A 16,873-nucleotide genomic window follows, 5' to 3' on the forward strand; every position below is an offset into this window, starting at 1 on the left:
GATTTCATGTTCAAGCAACACCTGGTTGTTTCAGTCAACGGAGTATTACATGTCCAGAAGGCTTCGCAGAACAAAAATCGTTACCACGTTAGGCCCAGCAACAGATCGCGATAATAATCTTGAAAAAGTTATCGCGGCGGGTGCCAACGTTGTACGTATGAACTTTTCTCACGGCTCGCCTGAAGATCACAAAATGCGCGCGGATAAAGTTCGTGAGATTGCCGCAAAACTGGGGCGTCATGTGGCTATTCTGGGTGACCTCCAGGGGCCCAAAATCCGTGTATCCACCTTTAAAGAAGGCAAAGTTTTCCTCAATATTGGGGATAAATTCCTGCTCGACGCCAACCTGGGTAAAGGTGAAGGCGACAAAGAAAAAGTCGGTATCGACTACAAAGGCCTGCCTGCTGACGTCGTGCCTGGTGACATCCTGCTGCTGGACGATGGTCGCGTCCAGTTAAAAGTACTGGAAGTTCAGGGCATGAAAGTGTTCACCGAAGTCACCGTCGGTGGTCCCCTCTCCAACAATAAAGGTATCAACAAACTTGGCGGCGGTTTGTCGGCTGAAGCGCTGACCGAAAAAGACAAAGCAGACATTAAGACTGCGGCGTTGATTGGCGTAGATTACCTGGCTGTCTCCTTCCCACGCTGTGGCGAAGATCTGAACTATGCCCGTCGGCTGGCACGCGATGCAGGATGTGATGCGAAAATTGTTGCCAAGGTTGAACGTGCGGAAGCCGTTTGCAGCCAGGATGCAATGGATGACATCATCCTCGCCTCTGACGTGGTAATGGTTGCACGTGGCGACCTCGGTGTGGAAATTGGCGACCCGGAACTGGTCGGCATTCAGAAAGCGTTAATCCGTCGTGCGCGTCAGCTAAACCGAGCGGTAATCACGGCGACCCAGATGATGGAGTCAATGATTACTAACCCGATGCCGACGCGTGCAGAAGTCATGGACGTAGCAAACGCCGTTCTGGATGGTACTGACGCTGTGATGCTGTCTGCAGAAACTGCCGCTGGGCAGTATCCGTCAGAAACTGTTGCAGCCATGGCGCGCGTTTGCCTGGGTGCGGAAAAAATCCCGAGCATCAACGTTTCTAAACACCGTCTGGACGTTCAGTTCGACAATGTGGAAGAAGCTATTGCCATGTCAGCAATGTACGCAGCTAACCACCTGAAAGGCGTTACGGCGATCATTACCATGACCGAATCGGGTCGTACCGCGCTGATGACCTCCCGTATCAGCTCTGGTCTACCAATTTTCGCCATGTCGCGCCATGAACGTACGCTGAACCTGACTGCTCTCTATCGTGGCGTTACGCCGGTGCACTTTGATAGCGCTAATGACGGCGTAGCAGCTGCCAGCGAAGCGGTTAATCTGCTGCGCGATAAAGGTTACTTGATGTCTGGTGACCTGGTGATTGTCACCCAGGGCGACGTGATGAGTACCGTGGGTTCTACTAATACCACGCGTATTTTAACGGTAGAGTAAGTACGTTGCCGGATGCGGCGAAAACGCCACATCCGGCCTACAGTTCAATGATAGTTCAACAGATTTCGAATATTCTGAAGCAAACTTGAACTTATCATCAGGCGAAGGCCTCTCCTCGCGAGAGGCTTTTTTATTTGATGGGATAAAGATCTTTGCGCTTATACGGCTGGATTTCGCCCGGTTTGCGAGTTTTCAGCAATTTTAGTATCCAGGTGTATTGTTCTGGTCGCGGACCAACAAAAATCTCGACTTCTTCATTCATCCGCCGCGCAATCGTATGATCATCCGCCTCTAACAGATCATCCATCGGTGGGCGCACCTGAATCGTCAGACGGTGCGTCTTGCCATCATAAATCGGAAACAGCGGAACAACGCGCGCACGGCACACTTTCATCAAACGACCAATCGCGGGCAACGTCGCTTTATAGGTGGCAAAGAAATCAACAAATTCGCTGTGCTCAGGGCCATGATCCTGATCGGGTAAATAATATCCCCAGTAGCCCTGACGTACCGACTGGATGAATGGTTTAATACCATCATTTCTCGCATGCAGACGACCGCCAAAACGACGACGCACCGTGTTCCAGACATAATCAAAAACCGGGTTGCCCTGATTATGGAACATCGCTGCCATTTTCTGCCCTTGCGAGGCCATCAGCATGGCAGGAATATCGACGGCCCAACCGTGCGGCACCAGAAAGATAACTTTCTCGTTATTACGCCGCATCTCTTCAATGATCTCCAGCCCTTGCCAGTCAACGCGCGGCTGAATTTTCTCCGGCCCGCGTATTGCCAACTCAGCCATCATTGCCATCGCTTGCGGCGCGGTGGCAAACATCTCATCAACAATCGCTTCGCGTTCAGCTTCACTACGTTCTGGAAAGCAGAGCGACAGATTGATTAACGCACGACGGCGTGAGCTTTTTCCCAGTCGTCCGGCAAAACGTCCCAGCCGTGCCAGAATGGGATCACGGAACTTTGGCGGCGTTAAAGCGATACCCGCCATCGCTGCTACGCCCAGCCATGCTCCCCAGTAGCGCGGGTGGCGAAAGGATTTATCAAACTCAGGAATGTATTCGCTATTATTTTTTTTCGTTTCCATGCTTTTCCAGTTTCGGATAAGGCAAAAATCAATCTGGTGATAGTGTAGCGGCGCAACTTGCCCCGCACCAAATAAAAAAAGCCGGTACTGACTGCGTACCGGCTGCGAATGGATGTTAATTAATCAAACCGTAGCTGCGGCACAATCTCTTTGGCCTGCGCCAGGAATTCGCGACGATCGGAGCCGGTCAGCCCTTCGGTACGCGGCAGTTTTGCCGTCAGCGGGTTTACGGCCTGCTGGTTTATCCATACTTCATAGTGCAGATGTGGCCCGGTTGAACGTCCGGTATTACCGGAAAGCGCGATACGGTCGCCACGTTTCACCTTCTGTCCCGGTTTCACCAGAATCTTGCGCAAGTGCATATAACGCGTGGTGTAGCTGCGACCATGACGAATAGCCACATAATAACCTGCTGCGCCACTGCGTTTGGCAACCACCACTTCACCGTCACCCACTGAAAGCACTGGCGTACCCTGCGGCATGGCGAAATCAACACCTCTGTGTGGTGCAACGCGACCGGTCACAGGATTAGTACGACGCGGGTTAAAGTTAGACGAGATACGGAACTGTTTCGCCGTCGGGAATCGCAAGAATCCTTTCGCCAGACCAGTACCGTTACGATCGTAGAATTTGCCATCTTCAGCGCGGATAGCGTAATAATCTTTACCTTCTGAACGCAAACGTACGCCCAGCAGCTGGCTTTGCTCACGTTTACCATCAAGCATTTCTCGAGACATTAATACCGCAAATTCATCGCCTTTTTTCAGTTTGCGGAAATCCATTTGCCACTGCATGGCTTTAATCACTGCGCTCACTTCGGCGCTGGTTAAACCGGCGTTTCTGGCGCTGGCAACAAAGCTCCCCCCGACGGTACCTTTCAGCAGATTGTTAACCCACTCTCCTTGCTGCATTTCGCTGGTCATTTTAAAACCGTTAGCGGCAGTACGGTCATAGGTTCGGGTTTCACGACGAGACACTTCCCAGGTGAGGCGCTGCAGTTCGCCGTCCGCGGTTAATGTCCAGGAGAGTTGTTGACCGATTTTCAGGTTACGCAATTCTTTGTCGGCAGCAGCCAGTTGGGTGATATCACCCATATCAATACCATACTGATTGAGAATGCTGCTTAGCGTATCGCCAGTGGAAACAACATATTCATGCACGCCCGCTTCACCGGCGATTTTGTCATCCAGTTCGTCCTGGGGAATGGCTTCATCTTCTTGTGCAGCTTGATCAATCGGCTCACTGGCTTCAGGTAAGAGCGAACGAATTTCGTTCTGTTCCAGCTCAATGGTTTTGACAATTGGCGTGGCATCGCGGTGATAAACATAGGGCCGCCAGACAGCGACGGCCAGAGTAAGAACGGTGAGCGACCCCAACATAACGCGGTGTGGTCGCGGTAAATTATTAAACGCCAGGGCGACAGAGCGGGCTATCTGTTGCACGTAATCACTTCCTCATTAATCTCCTTTCAGGCAGCTCGCATACTGGTTGGCTAATTGACTCAGGAATTCTGAATAGCTTGTTTTACCCAGTTTGATATTCGTCCCCAGGGGATCCAACGTTCCCATACGAACGGATGTCCCTCGTGCGACGCTCTCAACGACCGCTGGCCTGAACTGTGGCTCAGCAAAAACGCAGGTTGCTTTTTGCTCAACCAACTGTGTTCTTATTTCATGTAAACGCTGCGCGCCAGGTTGAATCTCAGGGTTAACGGTAAAATGACCAAGCGGTGTCAGTCCAAACTGTTTTTCGAAATAGCCGTAAGCATCGTGAAAAACGAAATAACCTTTCCCCTTGAGCGGCGCGAGCTCGTTACCAACCTGCGTTTCGGTTGAGGCTAATTGTGCCTCAAAATCCTTCAGGTTGGCGTCAAGTTTGGCTCGACTTTGCGGCATAAGTTCCACTAATTTTCCATGGATTGCAACCGCTGTAGCCCGCGCTATCTCTGGGGAAAGCCAAAGATGCATGTTGAAATCGCCGTGATGGTGATCTTCGTCACTTTTTTCCGCGTGGTCGTGATCATCATCATCGCCGTGAATACTTTTCATCAGTAGCGGTTTCACATCTTCAAGCTGCGCAATCGTTACCTGCTTCGCTTCTGGTAATTTGCTTACCGGTTTTTGCATAAACGCTTCCATCTCCGGGCCAACCCAAACGACTAAGTCCGCGTTCTGTAAGCGTTTTACATCCGATGGACGCAGTGAATAATCATGTTCTGAAGCGCCGTCAGGCAGTAAAACCTCCGTTTCTGTTACACCATCAGCAATGGCAGAAGCGATGAACCCAACGGGTTTAAGCGAAGCGACAACGGCGGCATCTGCGGCCTGTGTTGCACCTCCCCAGAGAGCGGCGGATAATGCTGCGAAAAGAAGCGTTTTTTTATGTAACATAATGCGACCAATCATCGTAATGAATATGAGAAGTGTGATATTATAACATTTCATGACTACTGCAAGACTAAAATTAACATGACAAGTCTGGTTTCCCTGGAAAATGTCTCGGTTTCTTTTGGCCAACGCCGCGTCCTCTCTGATGTGTCGCTGGAACTTAAACCTGGAAAAATTTTGACTTTACTTGGGCCAAATGGCGCAGGTAAGTCGACACTGGTACGGGTAGTGCTCGGGCTGGTAACACCCGATGAAGGGGTTATCAAGCGCAACGGAAAACTGCGCATCGGCTATGTACCGCAGAAGCTGTATCTCGACACCACGTTGCCACTGACCGTAAACCGTTTTTTACGCTTACGCCCTGGTACACATAAAGAAGATATTTTGCCTGCACTGAAACGTGTCCAGGCCGGGCACCTGATTAACGCACCGATGCAAAAGCTCTCTGGTGGCGAAACGCAGCGTGTACTATTAGCGCGAGCATTGTTAAATCGCCCGCAATTATTAGTGCTGGATGAACCCACTCAAGGCGTGGATGTAAATGGCCAGGTGGCGTTATATGACCTTATTGACCAACTGCGTCGCGAACTGGATTGTGGCGTTTTAATGGTCTCTCACGATCTGCATCTGGTAATGGCAAAAACCGATGAAGTGCTGTGTCTGAATCACCACATTTGTTGTTCCGGCACACCGGAAGTTGTTTCCCTACATCCGGAGTTTATTTCTATGTTTGGTCCTCGTGGTGCTGAACAACTGGGTATCTATCGCCATCATCATAATCATCGTCACGATTTACAGGGACGAATTGTTTTGCGTCGGGGAAATGATCGCTCATGATTGAATTATTATTTCCCGGTTGGTTAGCCGGGATCATGCTCGCCTGTGCCGCGGGTCCGCTGGGTTCGTTTGTAGTCTGGCGTCGTATGTCTTATTTCGGTGATACGCTGGCTCATGCCTCATTACTTGGCGTCGCGTTTGGTTTGTTGCTGGACGTGAATCCATTCTATGCGGTAATTGCCGTTACGCTGCTCCTGGCGGGCGGTCTGGTATGGCTGGAGAAGCGTCCACAGCTGGCGATTGACACGTTATTAGGGATTATGGCGCACAGTGCCCTGTCGCTGGGCCTGGTGGTCGTTAGTCTGATGTCTAACATTCGTGTTGATTTGATGGCTTACCTGTTCGGTGATTTGCTGGCAGTGACGCCAGAAGATCTCATCGCTATTGCGATTGGCGTGGTCATCGTGGTGGCTATTTTGTTCTGGCAATGGCGCAATTTGCTGTCGATGACGATTAGCCCGGATCTGGCGTTTGTTGATGGTGTGAAATTACAGCGCGTGAAATTGTTGTTGATGCTGGTGACGGCATTGACGATTGGTGTAGCGATGAAATTTGTTGGCGCGTTGATTATTACTTCACTGCTGATTATTCCTGCAGCTACTGCGCGTCGCTTTGCCCGTACGCCGGAACAGATGGCTGGTGTCGCTGTTTTGGTGGGGATGGTGGCAGTAACTGGCGGTTTAACCTTTTCCGCGTTTTACGATACGCCGGCGGGTCCGTCGGTGGTGCTATGTGCGGCACTGTTATTTATTCTCAGTATGATGAAAAAGCAGGCCAGCTAATCTATCGCTGAACACATTTGTCGGATGCGGCGCGAGCGCCTTATCCGACCTACGGTTCGCTATCTCTGGCTGGCCTGATAAGACGCGAACAGTGTCGCATCAGACACACTGCCAGTGTCGGATGCGGCGCGAGCGACCAATCCGACTTACGGCATTTCTGGCGGCGTTATGCCAAAGTGATTCCACGCCCGCGTCGTCGCCATACGCCCACGCGGTGTACGCTGCAAAAAGCCTTGCTGAATCAAATAAGGTTCCAGCACATCCTCAATGGTTTCACGTTCTTCGCCAATGGCTGCCGCAAGGTTATCCAGACCTACCGGCCCACCAAAGAACTTATCGATTACCGCCAGCAATAACTTGCGGTCCATATAATCGAAACCTTCAGCATCGACATTCAACATATCCAACGCCTGAGCAGCGATATCTGCCGAGATGGTGCCATCGTGCTTCACTTCGGCGAAATCACGCACTCGACGCAGCAGACGGTTGGCAATGCGCGGCGTACCGCGAGCTCGACGAGCAACTTCCAGCGCGCCGTCATCACTCATCTCAAGCCCCATAAAGCGTGCGCTGCGACTGACGATATATTGCAGATCCGGCACCTGATAAAACTCCAGACGCTGCACAATACCAAAACGATCGCGCAACGGTGATGTCAGCGAACCTGCGCGCGTGGTTGCACCAATCAGGGTAAACGGCGGCAAATCAATTTTAATGGAGCGTGCCGCCGGACCTTCACCAATCATGATATCCAGTTGGTAGTCTTCCATTGCCGGATACAACACCTCTTCCACCACTGGCGAAAGACGGTGGATCTCATCAATAAACAACACGTCATGCGGTTCAAGGTTAGTGAGCATCGCTGCCAGATCGCCCGCCTTTTCCAGCACCGGACCAGAAGTCGTGCGTAAATTAACGCCCATTTCATTGGCGACGATGTTGGCAAGCGTAGTTTTACCCAACCCCGGAGGACCGAAAATCAACAGATGATCGAGGGCATCGCCGCGCAGTTTCGCTGCTTTGATGAAAATCTCCATCTGTGAACGAACCTGCGGCTGACCAACATACTCTTCCAGTAATTTAGGGCGAATGGCGCGATCTGCCACATCTTCCGGCAAAGTGGTACCGGCAGAAATCAGACGGTCTGCTTCAATCATCCTTTACCTCATAACGCGGCGCGTAGGGCTTCGCGAATTAATGTTTCACTGCTGGCGTCAGGGCGAGCGATTTTGCTCACCATGCGGCTTGCCTCTTGTGGTTTATAGCCCAGCGCCACCAGCGCGGCAACTGCTTCTTGTTCAGCATCGTCGGTCGCCGGGCTGGCAGGTGATGTGAGTACCAGGTCGGCGGCTGGCGTAAAGAGATCGCCATGCAAACCTTTAAATCGGTCTTTCATTTCAACAATCAAGCGTTCGGCGGTTTTTTTGCCAATACCCGGCAGTTTCACCAGCGCCCCCACTTCTTCACGCTCAACGGCATTAACGAACTGCTGCGCTGACATTCCGGAGAGGATCGCCAGCGCCAACTTCGGGCCGACGCCGTTGGTTTTGATCAACTCTTTGAACAATGTGCGCTCTTGTTTATTGTTAAAACCGTACAGCAGTTGCGCGTCTTCACGCACCACAAAGTGGGTGAAAACGATCGCTTCCTGACCCGCTTCAGGGAGTTCATAAAAACAGGTCATCGGCATATGCACTTCATAGCCTACGCCGCCCACTTCAATTAACACCAGCGGGGGTTGTTTTTCAATGATGATGCCTCTGAGTCTGCCTATCACATGACGCTCCTGCGTAATGAATCAAAGATAATGCTGTATGATAAAAAAATGCTGGATAGATATCCAGCGAAGGATGAAGAAAACTTGCGAGGTGTCCCGATGATCTGAAAAATGGCAGAGTATAATTTATTCAACAGGTTATATTGGAAGCAAATATTTGAATATTACATATTCAGTGAAGAAATGCGTAATAAAAATATACATTGCGACTCCTGAAAAAATAAATTTTTTATGCTATTACGTATATTCGTATCGATTTCAATGGAATGACAACGTGAATATTAATTACCCTGCTGAATATGAAATTGGAGATATCGTCTTTACATGTATAGGTGCTGCCTTATTTGGTCAAATATCAGCTGCATCAAATTGCTGGAGTAATCACGTCGGGATCATTATCGGTCATAACGGTGAAGACTTCCTGGTTGCAGAAAGCCGGGTTCCCCTTTCAACCATCACCACGCTATCTCGTTTTATTAAACGTTCGTCTAATCAACGCTATGCTATAAAGCGATTAGACGCTGGGCTGACAGAACAACAAAAACAACGAATTGTTGAACAGGTTCCTTCCCGGCTACGCAAACTTTACCACACGGGTTTTAAATACGAATCTTCCCGCCAGTTCTGTTCAAAATTTGTCTTTGATATTTATAAAGAGGCGCTATGTATTCCGGTGGGTGAAATAGAGACGTTTGGACAACTGTTAAATAGCAATCCGAATGCAAAACTCACTTTCTGGAAATTCTGGTTCTTAGGTTCTATTCCGTGGGAGCGTAAAACCGTCACGCCAGCCAGTTTGTGGCATCATCCGGGTTTGGTGTTGATTCACGCGGAGGGAGTTGAAACGCCTCAGCCTGAACTGACCGAGGCGGTATAACTTAACGCAGTCGCCCTCTCGCCAGGTTCAGCCGCGATTCGCTCATCTGCATCGCATTCTGACTGACGTGACAATGGGTAATCGCGATAGCTAACGCATCGGCGGCATCCGCCTGTGGATTAGCGGGCAGTTTCAGCAAGGTGCGGACCATATGCTGCACCTGGCTTTTTTCGGCACTACCAATACCTACCACCGTTTGCTTTACCTGACGTGCCGCGTATTCAAATACCGGCAATTCCTGATTCACCGCCGCAACAATCGCCACGCCGCGCGCCTGGCCCAGTTTCAGGGCTGAGTCAGCGTTCTTCGCCATAAAGACTTGTTCAATGGCGAAATAATCAGGCTGGAACTGGGTGATGATTTCCGTCACGCCCGCATAGATGAGCTTCAGACGAGACGGTAAATCATCCACTTTGGTGCGTATGCATCCGCTACCCAGGTAGGACAGTTGCCTGCCTACCTGGCGAATTACGCCATAGCCGGTCACGCGCGAACCCGGATCAATGCCGAGAATAATAGCCATCACGCGTCTCCGTTTTGCTGTTTAGCAGGCCTCATCAGAGAGTCGCTGCGACCTCATCAGAGATTTCACCGTTATGGTAAACTTCCTGCACGTCGTCGCAATCTTCCAGCATATCGATCAGACGCATCAGTTTCGGTGCGGTTTCTGCATCCATATCAGCTTTGGTGGACGGGATCATGGAAACTTCCGCGCTGTCTGCTTTCAGACCTGCCGCTTCCAGAGCGTCGCGCACTTTACCCATTTCTTCCCATGCAGTGTAGACATCAATCGCGCCGTCATCATAGGTCACAACGTCTTCAGCACCTGCTTCCAGAGCTGCTTCCATGATGGTGTCTTCATCGCCTTTCTCGAAGGAGATCACGCCTTTTTTGCTGAACAGATAGGCTACGGAACCATCTGTACCGAGGTTACCGCCACATTTGCTGAATGCATGACGCACTTCAGCAACGGTACGGTTGCGGTTGTCAGACAGACATTCAATCATGATTGCCGTGCCGCCAGGACCGTAACCTTCGTAGATGATGGTTTCCATGTTTGCATCATCATCACCGCCCACACCACGTGCAATTGCGCGGTTCAGTGTGTCGCGGGTCATGTTGTTAGACAGTGCTTTATCAATTGCTGCACGCAGACGCGGGTTAGCGTCCGGATCGCCACCGCCCAGCTTAGCCGCGGTTACCAGCTCACGAATGATTTTAGTGAAGATTTTACCGCGCTTTGCATCCTGCGCAGCTTTACGATGTCTGGTGTTGGCCCATTTACTATGACCTGCCATAAAAATATCTCCAGATAGCCCTGCCTGTTCAGGCAGCGTTAATTACAAACTGTTCAATCGCCTGCCGGTTGCTCCAGGACTTAGTGAGCGCCGCCGCAGCAGGCGCATCAAGCCACTTGTAAGCCAGATGTTCAGTGAAAACGATCTGCCGCTCGTGTGGGAGCGCAAGACAGAACCATGATTCCGTATTACGCGTCACGCCCGGCGCATAGCGATGACGTAAATGTGAAAAAATTTCAAACTCTACCGTGCGCTGACAGTCAATTAAGGTCAGTTGTTCAGCGACAACATCAATGGTGACCTCTTCCTTTACTTCGCGCACGGCAGCTTGCGGCGCGGTTTCCCCCTCTTCCACGCTGCCGGTTACCGACTGCCAGAAATCGGGATCGTCACGCCGCTGCAACATCAGCACCCGTTTCGTATCTTGTGCGTAGATGACCACTAAGATCGAAACGGGACGCTTATAAGCCATATCAGTTATTCTCAGCCTTCTTCACAACCTGAATGCTCAGCTCAGCCAGTGCAGTCGGGTTAGCAAAGCTCGGTGCTTCAGTCATCAGACACGCTGCCGCCGTGGTTTTCGGGAAGGCAATAACGTCACGGATATTGTCGGTGCCGGTCAGCAGCATGGTCAGACGGTCAAGACCGAATGCCAGACCTGCGTGCGGCGGAGTACCGTATTTCAGAGCGTCGAGCAGGAAGCCGAATTTCTCGCGCTGTTCCTCTTCGTTGATACCCAGAATACCAAACACCGTCTGCTGCATATCACCATTATGGATACGTACTGAACCACCGCCCACTTCGTAACCATTGATGACCATATCGTAAGCGTTCGCCACCGCATTTTCCGGTGCAGCTTTCAGTTCTGCAGCAGTCATGTCTTTCGGTGAGGTGAACGGATGGTGCATTGCCGTCAGGCCGCCTTCACCGTCGTCTTCAAACATCGGGAAGTCGATAACCCACAGCGGTGCCCATTTGCTTTCGTCGGTCAGACCAAGGTCTTTACCCACTTTCAGGCGCAGTGCGCCCATCGCGTCGGCAACAATTTTCTTGTTGTCGGCACCGAAGAAAATCATATCGCCATCTTGCGCGGCAGTACGATCCAGGATGGCTTCGATGATTTCTGCATTAAGGAACTTCGCTACCGGGCTGTTGATACCTTCCAGACCTTTCGCGCGTTCGTTAACTTTGATGTAAGCCAGACCTTTCGCGCCGTAGATTTTAACGAAGTTACCGTATTCGTCGATCTGCTTACGGGTCAGCGATGCGCCGCCCGGAACGCGCAGAGCGGCAACGCGACCTTTCGGATCGTTCGCCGGACCTGCAAATACTGCAAACTCAACAGATTTCAGCAGATCAGCAACGTCGGTCAGTTCCATCGGGTTACGCAGATCCGGTTTATCAGAACCATAACGGCGTTCTGCTTCCGCAAAGGTCATTACCGGGAAATCGCCCAGATCCACGCCCTTCACTTCCAGCCACAAATGACGCACCAGCGCTTCCATCACTTCACGCACTTGCGGCGCGGTCATGAAAGAAGTTTCCACATCGATCTGAGTAAATTCAGGCTGACGATCAGCGCGCAGGTCTTCGTCACGGAAGCATTTAACGATCTGATAGTAACGGTCAAAACCGGACATCATCAGCAGCTGTTTGAACAACTGTGGGGATTGCGGCAGTGCGTAGAATTTACCTTTGTGCACACGAGAAGGCACCAGGTAGTCACGCGCGCCTTCCGGCGTGGCTTTGGTCAGCATCGGAGTTTCGATGTCGAGGAAGCCGTGGTCATCCATAAAACGGCGCACCAGGCTGGTGATTTTAGCGCGGGTTTTCAGGCGCTGCGCCATTTCCGGGCGACGCAGGTCGAGGTAGCGGTATTTCAGACGCGCTTCTTCGGTGTTGACGTGGTTAGAGTCAAGCGGCAGAACATCTGCGCGGTTGATGATAGTCAGCGAGGACGCCAGCACTTCAATTTCGCCGGTCGCCATATCGCGGTTAATATTTTTTTCGTCACGCGCACGTACGGTGCCCGTAACCTGAATGCAGAACTCATTACGCAGTTCAGAGGCCAGCTTTAACGCGTCCGCACGATCCGGATCGAAAAATACCTGCACGATACCTTCGCGGTCGCGCATATCGATGAAGATCAGGCTACCAAGATCACGACGACGGTTGACCCAACCACACAGAGTCACCTGCTGCCCCACGTGGGACAAACGGAGCTGTCCACAATATTCTGTACGCATGAGATATCCCTTAACTTAGCTGCCGGCGGATGCCCCCTGCTGCGCAGGTGACCAAGTCGCAGCGTTAGCTGTATGTCACAACTGAATGAAAAAAGGCGGCTATTATACTGGAAATTCTGCCGCACCGTAAGAGCCTGGCCCGCGCTGGAACGCCTCGTTACCACTTTATATCGGGCCTGAAATCAGACTCTACGCCAGTTTGCTATAAAGGTGTTGCCCGAACTCATAAAAATTAACAAAATTTGTCGTTCCGCCATCGGCTAATCGCATTAAGGTGTGAGGCACGATTTTGTTTTTTCAGGAGTCAGCATGCTTGAACTTAATGCTAAAACCACTGCGTTGGTGGTGATCGATTTACAAGAAGGCATCTTACCTTTTGCCGGTGGTCCACATACTGCCGATGAGGTAGTTAATCGCGCCAGCGGTCAGCCCGTGTTTCTGGTGCGCGTTGGCTGGTCTGCCGATCACGCCGAAGCATTAAAACAGCCGGTTGATGCCCCCTCCCCCGCTAAAGTGTTGCCCGAAAACTGGTGGCAACATCCAGCTGCATTAGGTGCAACTGACAGTGATATCGAAATCATCAAACGTCAGTGGGGTGCGTTTTACGGTACGGATCTGGAGTTGCAACTGCGCCGCCGAGGTATCGATACAATAGTGTTATGTGGGATCTCGACCAATATCGGTGTTGAATCCACCGCCCGCAATGCCTGGGAACTTGGCTTTAATCTGGTGATTGCCGAAGACGCCTGTAGTGCCGCCAGCGCCGAGCAGCACAATAACAGCATCAACCATATCTACCCACGCATCGCCCGTGTGCGTAGCGTGGAAGAGATCCTTCACGCGTTATGATTTACATCGGTCTACCGCAATGGTCGCATCCTAAATGGGTGCGGTTGGGAATCACCAGCCTTGAAGAGTATGCCCGCCACTTTAACTGCGTGGAGGGCAACACCACGCTTTACGCCCTGCCGAAACCCGAGGTTGTCCTGCGCTGGCGTGAACAGACCACAGATGACTTCCGCTTCTGTTTTAAGTTTCCGGCGACCATTTCGCATCAGGCAGCATTACGACATTGCGATGATTTAGTGACTGAATTTTTGACCCGCATGTCACCGTTGGCTCCGCGCATTGGGCAATACTGGCTGCAACTGCCTGCCACATTCGGCCCACGGGAGCTGCCTGCGCTTTGGCATTTTCTCGATTCTCTCCCTGGCGAATTTAATTATGGTGTGGAAGTCCGCCATCCACAGTTTTTCGCCAAAGGGGAAGAGGAACAAACGCTTAATCGCGGTTTACATCAGCGCGGCGTTAATCGGGTGATTTTAGACAGCCGCCCGGTTCATGCAGCACGTCCACACAGTGAAGCTATTCGCGACGCTCAACGAAAAAAACCTAAAGTTCCGGTACATGCTGTACTGACGGCGACAAATCCGCTGATCCGTTTTATCGGTAGTGATGATATGACGCAAAACCGGGAATTATTTCAGGTCTGGTTACAAAAATTAGTGCAGTGGCATCAGACCACTACGCCTTATCTTTTTTTACATACGCCAGACATTGCCCAGGCCCCGGAACTGGTACATACCCTGTGGGAAGACTTACGTAAAACGCTTCCAGAGATCGGAGCAGTTCCGGCTATTCCACAGCAATCTTCTCTTTTCTGAATTTGCCACCTATCATAGACAGGTGCCATCGGCCATTTTAAAGGGAGTTTGTATGGTAAGCGCGCTGTATGCCGTTTTAAGTGCGTTGTTATTAATGAAGTTCTCTTTTGATGTCGTTCGCTTGCGTTTGCAGTACCGCGTTGCCTATGGTGACGGTGGTTTTAGCGAACTGCAAAGCGCTATTCGCATTCATGGTAACGCGGTGGAATATATTCCCATCGCGATTGTGCTGATGCTGTTTATGGAAATGAATGGCGCAGAAACCTGGATGGTGCATATTTGCGGCATCGTTTTGCTTGCTGGTCGTCTGATGCATTATTACGGTTTTCATCACCGTCTGTTCCGCTGGCGACGTTCCGGCATGAGCGCCACCTGGTGTGCGCTGTTGCTGATGGTGCTGGCGAATCTTTGGTATATGCCCTGGGAGTTGGTTTTCTCCCTGCGTTAGCGCACAATACGCCACTTTCTTTTTCCCGGATTTTTACGTTATGTCTCACCGCGACACGCTATTTTCTGCCCCTATCGCCAGACTGGGCGACTGGACCTTTGATGAACGGGTAGCTGAAGTCTTCCCGGATATGATCCAGCGTTCCGTTCCCGGCTATTCCAATATTATTTCCATGATTGGTATGTTAGCCGAGCGCTTCGTTCAACCTGGTACGCAGGTTTACGATCTGGGTTGTTCTCTGGGCGCGGCGACGCTCTCGGTGCGTCGCAACATTCATCATGATAATTGCAAAATTATTGCCATCGACAACTCCCCGGCGATGATTGAACGCTGCCGTCGTCATATTGACGCCTATAAAGCCCCTACGCCAGTAGACGTCATTGAAGGTGATATTCGCGATATCGCCATTGAAAACGCATCGATGGTGGTGCTGAATTTTACCCTGCAATTCCTGGAACCTTCCGAGCGCCAGGCATTACTGGATAAAATTTATCAAGGACTGAACCCGGGCGGCGCGCTGGTGCTTTCGGAAAAATTCAGTTTCGAAGATGCCAAAGTTGGTGAACTGTTGTTCAACATGCACCACGACTTTAAACGTGCCAACGGTTACAGCGAACTGGAGATCAGCCAGAAGCGCAGCATGCTGGAAAACGTGATGCTGACCGATTCCGTGGAAACCCATAAAGCACGCCTGCATAAAGCCGGTTTTGAGCATAGCGAGCTGTGGTTCCAGTGCTTTAACTTTGGTTCACTGGTGGCATTAAAAGCAGAGGACGCTGCATGATCGACTTTGGTAACTTTTATTCTCTGATTGCCAAAAATCATCTTTCACACTGGCTCGAAACGCTGCCCGCGCAGATTGCTAACTGGCAGCGCGAGCAGCAGCACGGGCTGTTTAAGCAGTGGTCCAACGCGGTGGAATTTCTGCCTGAAATTAAACCGTATCGTCTGGATTTATTGCATAGCGTAACCGCCGAAAGCGAAGAGCCACTGAGCACCGGGCAAATTAAACGCATTGAAACGCTTATGCGGAACCTGATGCCATGGCGCAAAGGGCCGTTCTCACTGTATGGCGTCAACATCGATACCGAATGGCGTTCCGACTGGAAATGGGATCGTGTTCTGCCCCATCTTTCTGATTTAACCGGACGCACCATTCTGGATGTCGGCTGCGGCAGCGGTTATCACATGTGGCGCATGATTGGCGCAGGCGCGCACCTCGCGGTGGGGATCGACCCTACGCAACTGTTTCTGTGCCAGTTTGAAGCGGTGCGTAAACTACTGGGTAACGATCAGCGCGCACATTTGTTACCGTTAGGTATTGAACAGCTTCCGGCACTGAAAGCCTTTGATACCGTCTTTTCGATGGGCGTGCTTTACCATCGCCGTTCGCCGCTGGAGCATCTCTGGCAGTTGAAAGATCAACTGGTGAATGAGGGTGAACTGGTGCTGGAAACGCTGGTTATTGATGGCGATGAGAACACGGTGCTGGTACCAGGCGATCGTTACGCGCAAATGCGTAATGTCTATTTCATCCCTTCCGCGCTGGCGCTGAAAAACTGGCTGAAGAAGTGTGGTTTTGTAGATATCCGCATTGTGGATGTGTGCGTTACCACTACTGAAGAGCAGCGACGCACTGAATGGATGGTTACCGAATCTCTGTCCGATTTCCTCGACCCACATGATCCGAGTAAGACAGTTGAAGGTTATCCTGCGCCTAAACGCGCGGTGCTGATTGCGCGCAAGCCGTAAAGGTCTGGTATTACTGCCGGATGCGGCTTGAATGCCTTATCCGGCCTACAAACCCTTGCTAATTCAATCTATTGCAGAATTAATGTAGATACTGTTATGGCCTGCAAGTTTTTTCCTGGTCCGGTTTCCCGGATTGCAGGCATGCCAGACACAGCGCCGTCAGGCGCTGTTTTTTTCATCCCTTCCGCGATTTTTACGCCGCTACCGGATT

Annotated in this window: 20 protein-coding genes; 10 read left to right on the forward strand and 10 right to left on the reverse strand. The window is 51.1% G+C overall.

The features are described from left to right. Positions 1–49 precede the first annotated feature (49 nt). Positions 50–1,492: a pyruvate kinase gene (gene pyk, locus E0D98_RS06250; protein ID WP_000091148.1), complete on the forward strand. Its 1,443-nt coding sequence runs from the start codon at positions 50–52 to the stop codon at positions 1,490–1,492. Between the two features lie 130 nt (positions 1,493–1,622). On the opposite strand, the gene lpxM is transcribed toward pyk, so the two are convergent. From lpxM to znuA, 3 genes are all read right to left on the reverse strand, one after another. Further along, positions 1,623–2,594: a lauroyl-Kdo(2)-lipid IV(A) myristoyltransferase gene (gene lpxM / locus E0D98_RS06255; protein WP_000448381.1), complete on the reverse strand. Its 972-nt coding sequence runs from the start codon at positions 2,592–2,594 to the stop codon at positions 1,623–1,625. Positions 2,595–2,713: 119 nt separating this feature from the next. Then, entirely contained in the window at positions 2,714–4,036 is a 1,323-nt protein-coding gene (gene mepM / locus E0D98_RS06260) for a murein DD-endopeptidase MepM (RefSeq protein ID WP_001184045.1), read from the reverse strand. A 15-nt stretch (positions 4,037–4,051) separates the two neighbouring features. Continuing rightward, positions 4,052–4,984 (reverse strand): zinc ABC transporter substrate-binding protein ZnuA, encoded by a 933-nt coding sequence (gene znuA / locus E0D98_RS06265; protein ID WP_001342995.1) that lies wholly within the window; start codon positions 4,982–4,984, stop codon positions 4,052–4,054. Between the two features lie 78 nt (positions 4,985–5,062). Between znuA and znuC the strand changes: the two genes are divergently transcribed. Next, positions 5,063–5,818, forward strand: coding sequence for a zinc ABC transporter ATP-binding protein ZnuC (znuC, locus tag E0D98_RS06270; RefSeq protein ID WP_000202996.1), 756 nt, complete (start codon positions 5,063–5,065; stop codon positions 5,816–5,818). Beyond that, positions 5,815–6,600 (forward strand): zinc ABC transporter permease subunit ZnuB, encoded by a 786-nt coding sequence (gene znuB, locus E0D98_RS06275; RefSeq protein ID WP_000571465.1) that lies wholly within the window; start codon positions 5,815–5,817, stop codon positions 6,598–6,600. The genes znuC and znuB overlap by 4 nt, the downstream gene beginning before the upstream one ends. A 146-nt stretch (positions 6,601–6,746) precedes the next feature. On the opposite strand, the gene ruvB is transcribed toward znuB, so the two are convergent. From ruvB to yobI, 3 genes are all read right to left on the reverse strand, one after another. Then, positions 6,747–7,757, reverse strand: coding sequence for a Holliday junction branch migration DNA helicase RuvB (gene ruvB, locus E0D98_RS06280; protein ID WP_000568519.1), 1,011 nt, complete (start codon positions 7,755–7,757; stop codon positions 6,747–6,749). 8 nt (positions 7,758–7,765) lie between these two features. Then, positions 7,766–8,377 (reverse strand): Holliday junction branch migration protein RuvA, encoded by a 612-nt coding sequence (gene ruvA, locus E0D98_RS06285; RefSeq protein ID WP_000580323.1) that lies wholly within the window; start codon positions 8,375–8,377, stop codon positions 7,766–7,768. Between the two features lie 138 nt (positions 8,378–8,515). Continuing rightward, complete coding sequence (gene yobI / locus E0D98_RS06290) at positions 8,516–8,581, reverse strand: stress response small protein YobI (protein ID WP_001386853.1); 66 nt, start codon at positions 8,579–8,581, stop codon at positions 8,516–8,518. 70 nt (positions 8,582–8,651) lie between these two features. On the opposite strand from yobI, the gene E0D98_RS06295 reads away from it, so the two are divergent. Next, a complete protein-coding gene (locus tag E0D98_RS06295) occupies positions 8,652–9,254 on the forward strand; it encodes a YebB family permuted papain-like enzyme (RefSeq protein WP_001024930.1) in 603 nt (200 codons plus the stop codon). Position 9,255: 1 nt separating this feature from the next. Here E0D98_RS06295 and ruvC read toward each other — a convergent pair whose 3' ends face one another. The 4 genes from ruvC to aspS are packed head-to-tail and all read right to left on the reverse strand — an operon-like array spanning position 9,256 to position 12,798. Then, positions 9,256–9,777, reverse strand: a complete 522-nt coding sequence (gene ruvC, locus E0D98_RS06300; RefSeq protein WP_001295503.1) for a crossover junction endodeoxyribonuclease RuvC — start codon at positions 9,775–9,777, stop codon at positions 9,256–9,258. Positions 9,778–9,811: 34 nt separating this feature from the next. After that, positions 9,812–10,552, reverse strand: a complete 741-nt coding sequence (locus tag E0D98_RS06305) for a YebC/PmpR family DNA-binding transcriptional regulator (RefSeq protein ID WP_000907234.1) — start codon at positions 10,550–10,552, stop codon at positions 9,812–9,814. A gap of 28 nt (positions 10,553–10,580) precedes the next feature. Then, positions 10,581–11,033 (reverse strand): dihydroneopterin triphosphate diphosphatase, encoded by a 453-nt coding sequence (nudB, locus tag E0D98_RS06310; protein ID WP_077221229.1) that lies wholly within the window; start codon positions 11,031–11,033, stop codon positions 10,581–10,583. Then, complete coding sequence (gene aspS, locus E0D98_RS06315; RefSeq protein ID WP_001258662.1) at positions 11,026–12,798, reverse strand: aspartate--tRNA ligase; 1,773 nt, start codon at positions 12,796–12,798, stop codon at positions 11,026–11,028. Before aspS ends, nudB begins: the two co-directional genes overlap by 8 nt. Before the next feature lie 309 nt (positions 12,799–13,107). Between aspS and E0D98_RS06320 the strand changes: the two genes are divergently transcribed. The 6 genes from E0D98_RS06320 to E0D98_RS27515 all read left to right on the forward strand — a co-directional run. Continuing rightward, a complete protein-coding gene (locus tag E0D98_RS06320; protein WP_073849802.1) occupies positions 13,108–13,647 on the forward strand; it encodes a hydrolase in 540 nt (179 codons plus the stop codon). Next, the gene (locus E0D98_RS06325) at positions 13,644–14,462 is read left to right on the forward strand and encodes a DUF72 domain-containing protein (protein WP_000639275.1); all 819 of its coding nucleotides are present in this window, start codon (positions 13,644–13,646) and stop codon (positions 14,460–14,462) included. The genes E0D98_RS06320 and E0D98_RS06325 overlap by 4 nt, the downstream gene beginning before the upstream one ends. A gap of 52 nt (positions 14,463–14,514) precedes the next feature. Then, positions 14,515–14,910 (forward strand): MAPEG family protein, encoded by a 396-nt coding sequence (locus E0D98_RS06330; protein ID WP_000252979.1) that lies wholly within the window; start codon positions 14,515–14,517, stop codon positions 14,908–14,910. A 40-nt stretch (positions 14,911–14,950) separates the two neighbouring features. Continuing rightward, positions 14,951–15,694 carry a carboxy-S-adenosyl-L-methionine synthase CmoA gene (gene cmoA, locus E0D98_RS06335; protein ID WP_000019588.1) on the forward strand — a complete coding sequence of 248 codons (744 nt, stop codon included), beginning with the start codon at positions 14,951–14,953 and terminating at the stop codon, positions 15,692–15,694. Then, positions 15,691–16,662 carry a tRNA 5-methoxyuridine(34)/uridine 5-oxyacetic acid(34) synthase CmoB gene (gene cmoB / locus E0D98_RS06340; protein ID WP_000564745.1) on the forward strand — a complete coding sequence of 324 codons (972 nt, stop codon included), beginning with the start codon at positions 15,691–15,693 and terminating at the stop codon, positions 16,660–16,662. The genes cmoA and cmoB overlap by 4 nt, the downstream gene beginning before the upstream one ends. 27 nt (positions 16,663–16,689) lie before the next feature. Further along, the coding region (locus E0D98_RS27515) for a hypothetical protein (RefSeq protein ID WP_240723730.1) at positions 16,690–16,873 on the forward strand (184 nt) is incomplete at its 3' end.

It is taken from the genome of Escherichia sp. KCJ4928 (assembly GCF_004352695.1).
In the GTDB taxonomy this organism is placed as follows: domain Bacteria; phylum Pseudomonadota; class Gammaproteobacteria; order Enterobacterales; family Enterobacteriaceae; genus ECMA0423.